At 62.2% G+C, this 9,341-nt stretch carries 7 protein-coding genes and 1 tRNA gene; 3 read left to right on the top strand and 5 right to left on the bottom strand.

Annotated features, from left to right (window positions below; all coding sequences use genetic code 11):
• Positions 1-57 precede the first annotated feature (57 nt).
• On the bottom strand, positions 58-1,467 hold the full coding sequence (glnA, locus tag ABSG20_RS22025; RefSeq protein WP_423866626.1) for a type I glutamate--ammonia ligase: 1,410 nt from the start codon (positions 1,465-1,467) through the stop codon (positions 58-60).
• Between the two features lie 116 nt (positions 1,468-1,583).
• The gene (locus ABSG20_RS22030) at positions 1,584-1,922 is read right to left on the bottom strand and encodes a P-II family nitrogen regulator (protein ID WP_423866627.1); all 339 of its coding nucleotides are present in this window, start codon (positions 1,920-1,922) and stop codon (positions 1,584-1,586) included.
• Positions 1,923-2,281: 359 nt separating this feature from the next.
• On the opposite strand from ABSG20_RS22030, the gene ABSG20_RS22035 reads away from it, so the two are divergent.
• Positions 2,282-3,781: an NAD(P)H-hydrate dehydratase gene (locus ABSG20_RS22035; protein ID WP_423866628.1), complete on the top strand. Its 1,500-nt coding sequence runs from the start codon at positions 2,282-2,284 to the stop codon at positions 3,779-3,781.
• On the opposite strand, the gene ABSG20_RS22040 is transcribed toward ABSG20_RS22035, so the two are convergent.
• From ABSG20_RS22040 to ABSG20_RS22050, 3 genes are all read right to left on the bottom strand, one after another.
• Complete coding sequence (locus ABSG20_RS22040) at positions 3,775-5,043, bottom strand: hypothetical protein (protein ID WP_423866629.1); 1,269 nt, start codon at positions 5,041-5,043, stop codon at positions 3,775-3,777. The genes ABSG20_RS22035 and ABSG20_RS22040 overlap by 7 nt on opposite strands.
• A 99-nt stretch (positions 5,044-5,142) precedes the next feature.
• Positions 5,143-6,228 (bottom strand): enolase C-terminal domain-like protein, encoded by a 1,086-nt coding sequence (locus ABSG20_RS22045; RefSeq protein ID WP_423866630.1) that lies wholly within the window; start codon positions 6,226-6,228, stop codon positions 5,143-5,145.
• 10 nt (positions 6,229-6,238) lie between these two features.
• Positions 6,239-7,561, bottom strand: coding sequence for a multicopper oxidase family protein (locus ABSG20_RS22050; RefSeq protein WP_423866631.1), 1,323 nt, complete (start codon positions 7,559-7,561; stop codon positions 6,239-6,241).
• 151 nt (positions 7,562-7,712) lie between these two features.
• Between ABSG20_RS22050 and ABSG20_RS22055 the strand changes: the two genes are divergently transcribed.
• Together ABSG20_RS22055 and tig are read left to right on the top strand one after the other, a co-directional pair.
• Positions 7,713-7,797 (top strand) — tRNA-Leu (locus tag ABSG20_RS22055).
• Between the two features lie 175 nt (positions 7,798-7,972).
• On the top strand, positions 7,973-9,334 hold the full coding sequence (gene tig / locus ABSG20_RS22060) for a trigger factor (RefSeq protein ID WP_423866632.1): 1,362 nt from the start codon (positions 7,973-7,975) through the stop codon (positions 9,332-9,334).
• Positions 9,335-9,341 lie beyond the last annotated feature (7 nt).

Consider the following 9,341-nt stretch of genomic DNA (forward strand, 5'->3'; position numbering starts at 1 on the left):
CATGAAAAAGGGCGCCCTGAGGCGCCCCTTTTTGTTTTTGGAAATTCGCCCGCCGACTTACAGCGAGTAGTACATCTCGAATTCGACCGGGTGCGGCGTCATTTCGAAACGCTCCACTTCCTGCATTTTCAGGTCGATATAGGCGTCGATGAAGTCGTCGTCGAACACGCCGCCGTTCTTGAGGAAAGAGCGGTCCTTGTCGAGGTTTTCGAGCGCCTCGCGGAGAGAGCCGCACACCGTCGGAATCGCCTTCAGCTCTTCCTTCGGCAGATCGTAGAGGTCCTTGTCCATCGCCGGGCCCGGATCGAGCTTGTTCTTGATGCCGTCGAGACCGGCCATCAGCATCGCGGCAAAGCCGAGATACGGATTGGCCATCGGATCGGGGAAACGCACCTCGACGCGCTTGGCCTTCGGATTGGAGGTGTAGGGGATGCGGCACGACGCTGAGCGGTTACGCGCGGAGTAGGCGAGCAGCACCGGGGCTTCGTAGCCCGGCACCAGGCGCTTGTAGGAATTGGTCGAGGGGTTGGTGAAGGCGTTGATCGCCTTGGCATGCTTGATGATGCCGGCGATGTAGGAGAGGCAGGTCTCCGAGAGGTCGGCGTACTTGTTGCCGGCGAATACCGGCTTGCCGTCCTTCCAGATCGACTGATGAACATGCATGCCCGAGCCATTGTCGCCATAGACCGGTTTCGGCATGAAGGTGGCGGTCTTGCCGTAGATGTGGGCGACCTGGTGGATACAGTATTTGTAGATCTGCATCTGGTCGGCCATCAGCGTCAGCGTGTCGAACTTCATACCGAGTTCGTGCTGGGCGGAGGCCACTTCGTGGTGATGCTTCTCGACCTTGACGCCCATCTTGGCCATCGCGCCGAGCATTTCCGAGCGCATGTCCTGCACCGAATCCTGCGGCGGAACCGGGAAATAGCCGGCCTTGGTGCGGATGCGGTGGCCGAGGTTGCCGCCCTCATATTCGGTGTCGGAGTTGATCGGCAGTTCGATCGAATCCAGCTTGAAGCCGGTATTGTAGGGCGTGGTCTGGTAGCGGACGTCGTCGAACACGAAGAACTCCGCCTCCGGCCCGAAGTACACGGTATCGCCAACGCCCATCGACTTGACCATGGCCTCGGCCTTTTTGGCCATGCTGCGCGGGTCGCGGTTGTAGGGTTCGCCGGTGGTCGGCTCGAGCACGTCGCAGGTGATCACCAGGGTGGTCTCCGCGAAGAACGGATCGATCGTCGCGGTCACCGGATCGGGCATCAGGCACATGTCGGATTCATTGATCGCCTTCCAGCCTGCGATCGACGAGCCGTCGAACATCAATCCCTCGGCGAATGCCTCTTCGTCGATCATGCCGACGTCGAAAGTCACGTGCTGCCACTTGCCGCGCGGATCGGTAAAACGCAGATCGACGTACTTCACGTCGTTGTCCTTGATTGACTTCAGGACGTCTTTGGCGGTCTTCATGATTACCCCTTTTGGCTGAAAAGCGTCGTAACCTGGCCGCAAGCAGCGACCCTCGGGTAACGCTCAATACAATTGCGGGATGCTCAATACAATATCAGAATCTGCGCAATTCCAATTCAAATGGCATCCAGGCCGGATTCCCCGGTCCTGATGCGAATGGCTTCCTCGATATTCGAAACGAAGATCTTGCCGTCGCCGATGCGGCCGGTCTGCGCCGCGCGCCTGATCGCATCGATTGCGCGCTCCACCAAGTCATCCCCGATTACAATCTCGATTTTGACCTTGGGCAGAAAGTCTACAATGTATTCAGCGCCGCGATAGAGTTCGGCATGACCCTTCTGCCGGCCGAAACCCTTGGCTTCGGTGACGGTGATGCCCTGCAGTCCGACCTCCTGAAGCGCTTCCTTGACCTCGTCGAGCTTGAACGGCTTGATGACGGCTTCTATTTTTTTCACAGAGCGCCTCCCGGCATTTAGTTCGGACCGCAGGTTTCTATCCACGCTGCGCGAGTGTGCGCAGGTTCCTCAATCGTCAGTTTCAGCAAGCAGCCGGGCACACTCAAAATTGTAAGGTGAGCACGGCAGACCAGATTGGCTTCCCCAAAAGCAGGGTCTATGCCAAGTTGTTAAAACGGCTGATTTTGACATGTTATCAGGCCATTAACAGGCATATGGCGGCGGGTTGGGATGACGGCGCAAAATAGCAAAGCCTTCGAAATAGGCAAATAGCTCAATCCTCGTGCAATCCTACGAGGTCCGACAGCGCGCGTATGTGGAAATGCCTCAGGATGAGGCGCTCATACCAGGGATTTGGCATGGAAGTACTGACATCGGCTGAAATGCAGCGTGCCGATCGGTTGACGATTGCCGCGGGCACACCGGGCTTTGCGCTGATGCTGAGTGCAGGCCAGGCCGTTGCGGAGGCCGCGATGGACCTCGTGCCGGAGGGGTCCATTGTCGTGGTCGCCGGGCCCGGCAACAATGGTGGCGATGGTTTTGTAGCGGCGGCTGAGCTTGCCGCCCGCGGCCGCGAAGTCTCGGTCATCCTGCTGTGCGAGCGCGACAGCCTGCAGGGCGACGCGGCCTCCGCGGCGCGGGGATGGAAATATCCGGTGCTGCCGTTCAATCCCCAGGCGATCGGCAGACCCGCACTGATCGTCGATGCGCTGTTCGGTGCCGGCCTTGATCGGCCCGTAAAGGGCGAGCCGCACGACATGATCGAGGCCATCAATGCCAACGGCGCGCCGGTTCTCGCGGTCGACTTGCCGAGCGGTGTCAACGGCACCACCGGCGCCGTGATGGGGGTTGCAGTTCGTGCCACTGCGACCGTCACCTTTTTCCGCCGCAAGCCCGCGCATCTGCTGCTGCCGGGCAGACTTTATTGCGGTCGCGTGCAGGTGGCCGATATCGGCATCGATGCGCGGGTGATCGCCGAAATTCGCCCGCAGAGTTTTGAAAACATTCCGCGGTTTTGGCGCAAGGCCTTTCCGCTGCCGCGGGTCGACGGCCATAAATACGTCCGCGGCCATGCGATCGTCCTCTCCGGCGACATCGCCGCGACCGGCGCGGCCCGAATGTCGGCCCGCGGCGCGCTGCGGGCTGGCGCCGGGCTGGTCACGCTGGCTTCGCCCCGGGATGCGCTCGCGGTCAACGCGTCAGCGCTGACGGCCGTGATGGTTCGTCCCATCGACACAGCAGTGGAATTTGCCGAGCTATTGACCGACAAGCGCCTCAACGCCTGCGTGATCGGACCGGGCGCTGGAGTTTCCGACCGGACCCGCGACTGTGTGCTGACGGCGCTCTCCGCGCAGCGAGGCCTGGTGCTGGACGCGGACGCGCTGACTTGTTTCGCGCAGGCGCCGGACCGGCTGTTCGAGGCCATCAAATCGTCGCACGACAGCGCGGTCGTTCTGACCCCGCATGAGGGGGAATTTCCGCGACTGTTCAGCGATCTCAGCAACAAACACCCGCTTCGCTCGAAGCTCGAACGGGTCAGGGCGGCAGCCCAGCGCTCCGGCGCCATCGTCCTGCTCAAGGGGCCGGATACCGTGGTGGCCTCACCCGATGGGCGCGCCGCCATCGCCGCCAACGCGCCGCCCTGGCTCGCCACCGCCGGCGCCGGCGATGTACTGGCCGGCCTCATAGCCGGCCTGCTCGCGCAAGGCGCACCGGCCTTCGAGTCCGCCTGCATCGGGGTCTGGATGCACGGCGAGGCCGGACGCGAGGCCGGCCCCGGCCTGATCGCCGAAGATCTCAGCGAGGTGTTGCCCGCCGTATTCCGGCGGCTCTATGACGAATTTGGGATCGACTATTGAGCGCTCTGGTATCGTCCTTGACCTGCCGGCACCACAATGTGCTTGTTCACCATACCGCCGATGCGCCGCTGCCAGGCGGCGAGGCTGCCGCTGGCAAGAACGATCAACAGGGGATCGAGCGGCAAGCGATAGCGCGGCAGCGCGTGAAATGAAAGGTGAAGGGCGGTCAGAAATACGACGGGCAACCATAGCGGCACGCGACGTCGCCAGCCCGGGACGAGTGCGAGCGAGGCGAGGGCACCCGCGACCGTCGCTATCAGGATCAGCGCGGAAAAGAACTTCTGCAGCCTGCTATAACTGAGATCGCTTGGCGTGAAGAAACGCGTGGCCCGATCGAGGTCTCCGCGCAGCCACGCCAGCGGGCGGGTTTTGATATAGGCAATCGCGGCCGACTGCATCGCTGCATCCTGTTCGACCGGGTCTGCGATCTGAGCAAACGGTACCCAGGGCGTCAGCTTCGCGGCATCAAAACCGTATTGCTCGAATTGCTGATTGTTCTCGTAGATCATGGTCATGCCGGCGCCCAAATCCAGTCGAACAAACCGGTGGTATTTTTCGTAATTGTGAAGCCACCAGGCCGACATCAGCGTGCCGTATATCAGCGCGTAGACGGCCAGTCGCCTTGCCAGCTCGCGCAGGGTCGGCTTTGCGACAGTTGCAAATGTGCCGGCAACCAGGATGGCCGGAACGACGAGATCGAGTGACGGCCGCAAGAGATTGGCCAGCGTGAAGGCGAGCGCGGCGCCGGCAATTCGATCGCGATACAGCGCGGCAAAACCGAGCAGGACGAAAAAGATAAAAACGGTCTCGGTCAGCCGGAATGCCAGGTAATAGATCAGCATCGGGTGCGCGGCCATCAGGATGGCGGCGACCACTCCGGCTGACTTGGAGGACCAGACGTCGCAGGCAATCCGATAAGCTAGATAGATTGACGCGGTCGAAAGTGCGATCTGCAGGAGGATGATGCCATTTTCTCCTGCGAGATGAATCAGGATCGGATAGAGCGGCATACAGACGTTGCTCTCGATCCTGCCGGTCGAAAACAAGTTGTCGGCCTCTTTGAGATAGAGCATGGCGTCCGGTGAATTGCTGACCGGATGTGTCATCCACCAGAAGCAACGCAGGGCGAAGCCGATGCAAATGATGGCGGCAAGCGGATGGCTCCCAATGCGGGCGCAGCCATCGGAAAACAACGCACCGATCGCCTGGAGCCGGTTGGTCGCCTGGGCGCGGGCAATCCTGGAAGGGTCGGTGATCGTCATCGGGCCGGAAGCAACCACACCCCCGCCTCGCGATCAACCCACCATCGCCCACTGACCGGACACAATATTTCTGGACACGTGGATCGCGCGGCTGATGGTTCAGCGCGGACTATACTTCGCGACCGCGGCTTCGTCCCACGACAGTCCTAATCCCGGCCCCCTCGCGGTGACCGTGCCGTCGACGATCTCGATCGGCTCGGCCAGAACGGCGCGAGCGAGGTCGAGTACTTCGAGCCAGTGCGCGGTCGGCGTTACCGCCAAAAGGTGCGAGCTCGCTTCGGCGAACAGGTGGCTGGACATTGGGATCGAGGCGGCCTCGGCCTGGCCGGCGACGCGCAACCAGCCGGTGACGCCGCCGACCTTCATCAGATCGGGCATGATAAAATCGCTCGCGCCGGCGGCGATCGCTTCGGCGAAGCCGCGCGGGAACCACCAGTTCTCGCCGGACTGAATCGATATCGGCGAGGTCGCGCGCACTTCGGCGTGGCCTTGCAGGTTTTCCGCCGCCACCGGCTCCTCGATCCAGTGCAGATCGTAAGCCGCCAGCCGGTCGATGCGGCGGCTGGCTTCTGAAGCGTCGAGCGACTGGTTGAAATCCAGCATCAGCGCAATGTCGGGACCAAGCAGCGCGCGCACCTCCCTGACCACCCGCTCATCCTTGGCGAGATCGCCGTCGCCGCCCTTGATCTTGATGCCGCGGAAACCCTGATCGAGCGAACGGCGCAGATCCCTCTCGTCGGCGATGGGATCGACCGCGCCATAGCTGTCATAGGCCCGGATCGGCCGCGGCGATCCGCCCAGCAAGGTCGCCAGCGGCTGACCCGCCGCCCGGCCGAGGATATCCCAGAACGCCATGTCGAGGCCGGAAACTGCCATGCCGACCAGTCCCTGCCAGCCGAGCAGCCGGAATTTGGCATCCATGGCTGCCATCAGGTCGAAAGGTGCGATTGTCTTGCCGGTCAGATCGGCGCCGATTTCGCCGATCAAGTCTACCAGCGGCTTGAGCGCCAGCCTGGCGTAGCCAAAGATATAAGAACGTCCGGTAATACCTTGATCGGTCTCGACATCGATCAGCACCAGTGGTGCCGAACGGATCACGCCGAAGGCATTTTTCACCGGCCGCGAGATCGGCACGTCGACCGCCCGGGCGGTGACGCTGCGAAGGGTAGGTGGGGCTGCGCTCATGTTGGTTTCCTCATTCGACACTATACCACCTGACGAGGCGCGGCGCAGCCCAGTCGGTCGCCATGGCTTCCAGCAACCAGCGCCCGGCATATTCGGCGGCGAAGGCGACATGCTCGGTCTGTCCGGGACCAATCGCCAGCGTATCCAGCCAGAATGGCTTCCAGCCATCATCGAGCCGGTCCAGCAGCCGGAAATGATGTCCGTGGAGATGGAAGACGATGGCGACGCCGGCGCGGTTGGCCAGTGCCAATACCACGATACGGCCCGCCCTGGCACGGAAGGCGGGCGGGGTGGTCGCAGCCAAGGTCGCCGGCGTCACCCAATCCGCCGCCGGTCCCCCCAGCACCAACTCGAAGCGGAGGGCGTTTTTGAGATCGAGCTGGGCCCTCGGGCCGTCGGACTTGAGCGCTTGGAAAGGCGGCAGCGGCATGCTCCGGATCGGCGGTTCATCGGTGATGACAAGTCGGCCGATCGAACGTGCCTCCTTGCCGTCATGGAGCAGGATCGCTGATGTCATGCCGGCCGGCCCCGCGGCATCGACGAAGGCATCGGCCCGGCCACCAGGTGCCAGCACAATCGCCCCATTGCGCGCCGGGAAGGGTTCCGCGGGCTGACTGTCCAAGGCTATGACACGAACGTCGTGGTTTTCAATTTTTACCGCGATTACAGATCTTTGACATCCATTTATAAAGCGCATTCTGAGGCGATCATGCGGCCGCGCCGAGACCTGTTGCGAGGACTCGCGGTTGATCGTGTACAACAGGTTTGTACCTTTTGGATCGCTGCCGGGCGCGACCAGCGCTCCATCAGGGTCCAGCCGAAAGTCCTCGATCAGAAATACCTCATCATGATCCACCTCGACCGCTTCGGTTTCCGCGACGATCAGCATCAGAGCCCGCGACGCACGTGCCTGACCGTCTCCCAGCAGACGGAGATCGCAGAGATAGGTGCCCGAGCGCCCGAACGGGATTTGCAGGTTTTGGCTGGCACCGGACGGCAAGGGGGCCTGCGCGGTCAGCAGTTCCGAGGACGGAACGCCATCCAGTCCATGCCAATTGAGCCCCGCCGGGACGGGCAATTCATTGGCAAGTCTGAATTCGAGCGCGGTCCCACGTTTGGCGGTCTCACGCGCCGTTTCGGCCGGACCGGCGAACTCCCAGAGCAGCGCATCGGGCCGTTGTGGCGGCGATTTCCCGAGGTCGATCTTGGCGTGGAGAACGGGCACGATTTGCGGCTCCGCCGCCGCGGCAGCGGAGCGCGCCGGAGCGAGGGCCGCGGCACCCAGTCCGGCGATCAGCCGGCGTCGGTCAAGCCTCAAAATTCCATCTGCCATGTCTCGATGCGGATCATTTTCCGCTGGATATGTCCAGCCGGCGCAGCTACTTCCGGCGAGGCTTTGCAATGGCCATTTTTTTGCTGCGGACTGCTCGGCCCATGTTATAAGCCCGCCGCCCGCGGCATCGCGGCCGGACAGGATGCTATCAGCGGGCGTGGCGGAACTGGTAGACGCGCTGGATTTAGGTTCCAGTGACGAAAGTTGTGGGGGTTCGAGTCCCTCCGCCCGCACCAAGCGCTGACAGCGTTTGCATGAAGAATTAACTTAAGGACCTGAGCCTTTAGGGTATGTCTTCCCGCAAGGATTGGGTCCGCCAAACCACGGACGCCGGCATTGTGAGGCCGCGCGTCGAAAGAATGGACAGGGTCCCGGCGCAGGCCGGACCAAAGCGGGAAGAAGATTGACGCCATGCAGGTCACAGAAACCCTCGCCGAGGGATTGAAGCACGAATTCCAGATCAGCGTTCCCGCATCGGATCTCGATGCCAAGGCGGGCGCCCGTCTCGTCGACCTCAAGGACAAGGTTCGTCTCAACGGCTTTCGTCCGGGCAAGGTGCCGGTAAGCCACCTCAAGAAGGTCTATGGCCGCTCGGTCATGGCGGAGACCATCGACCAGACCATCCGCGATACCAATTCGCAGATTTTCACCGAGCGCGGCTACCGTCTGGCGACCGAGCCCAAGATCACCATGCCGTCCGCGGAAAAAGCCGTCGAGGACATCCTGGCCGGAAGATCCGATCTGAACTACACCGTTTCGATCGAGTTGGTGCCTGCGATCCAGCTCGCCGATTTCAAGAGCTTCACGGTCGAGAAGCCGGTCGCCGAGGTGACCGATGCGGATGTCGACGCTGCCATCCAGCGAATCGCCGACCAGAACCGCGCATTTGCCGCCAAAAGCGAGGGCGCCAAGGCCGAGCCGGGGGATCGGGTCACGATCTCGTTCAAGGGCACCATCGACGGCACGCCGTTCGACGGCGGCACCGGTGAAAACATCCAGGTGACGATCGGCTCCAATACCTTCATTCCGGGCTTCGAGGACCAGTTGCTCGGGATCGCCGTGGGCGAAACCCGCAACCTCAAAGTTCCATTCCCGAAGAACTATGCCAACGACAAGCTTGCAGGTCAGCCGGCCGAGTTCGAAACCACGGCGACCCTGATCGAATCGCCGCAGGCCACCGTGATCGACGACGCGTTCGCCAAGACACTTGGTCTGGAATCGCTCGACGCGCTCAGACAGGCCGCGCGCGTGCGGCTGGCCGCGGAATTTGCCGGCGCCACCCGCCAGCGGGTCAAGCGCATGCTGCTGGACCGTCTCGACGAGAGCCATCGCTTCGAGGCGCCCCCTTCGCTGATCGAGGAAGAATTCAAGCTGATGTGGAATTCGATCAAGGCCGAGATGGAATCCTCCGGCAAGACCTTCGCCGATGAAGACACCACGGAAGAGGCCGCCCTGGAAGAATACCGCAAGATCGCCGACCGCCGGGTCCGGCTCGGGCTTGTGCTGTCCGAGATCGGCGATAAGAACAAGATCACGGTCAGCGACGACGAAGTCAGCCGCGCGGTGATCGAGCGCGCGCGCCAGATGCCCGGCCGCGAGAAAGAGGTCTGGGACTATTACCGCAACAACGCCAACGCGCTCGCCCAGCTTCGCGCACCAATCTATGAGGACAAGGTGGTCGATTTCATCCTGGAACTTGCCAACGTCACCGAGAAGAAGGTGACGCGCGAGGAGCTCTACAAGGACGACGAACCTGAGAACAGCGCTGCCTAACCCGGCG

Source organism: Bradyrhizobium sp., assembly GCF_049512235.1.
Classification (GTDB): domain Bacteria; phylum Pseudomonadota; class Alphaproteobacteria; order Rhizobiales; family Xanthobacteraceae; genus Bradyrhizobium.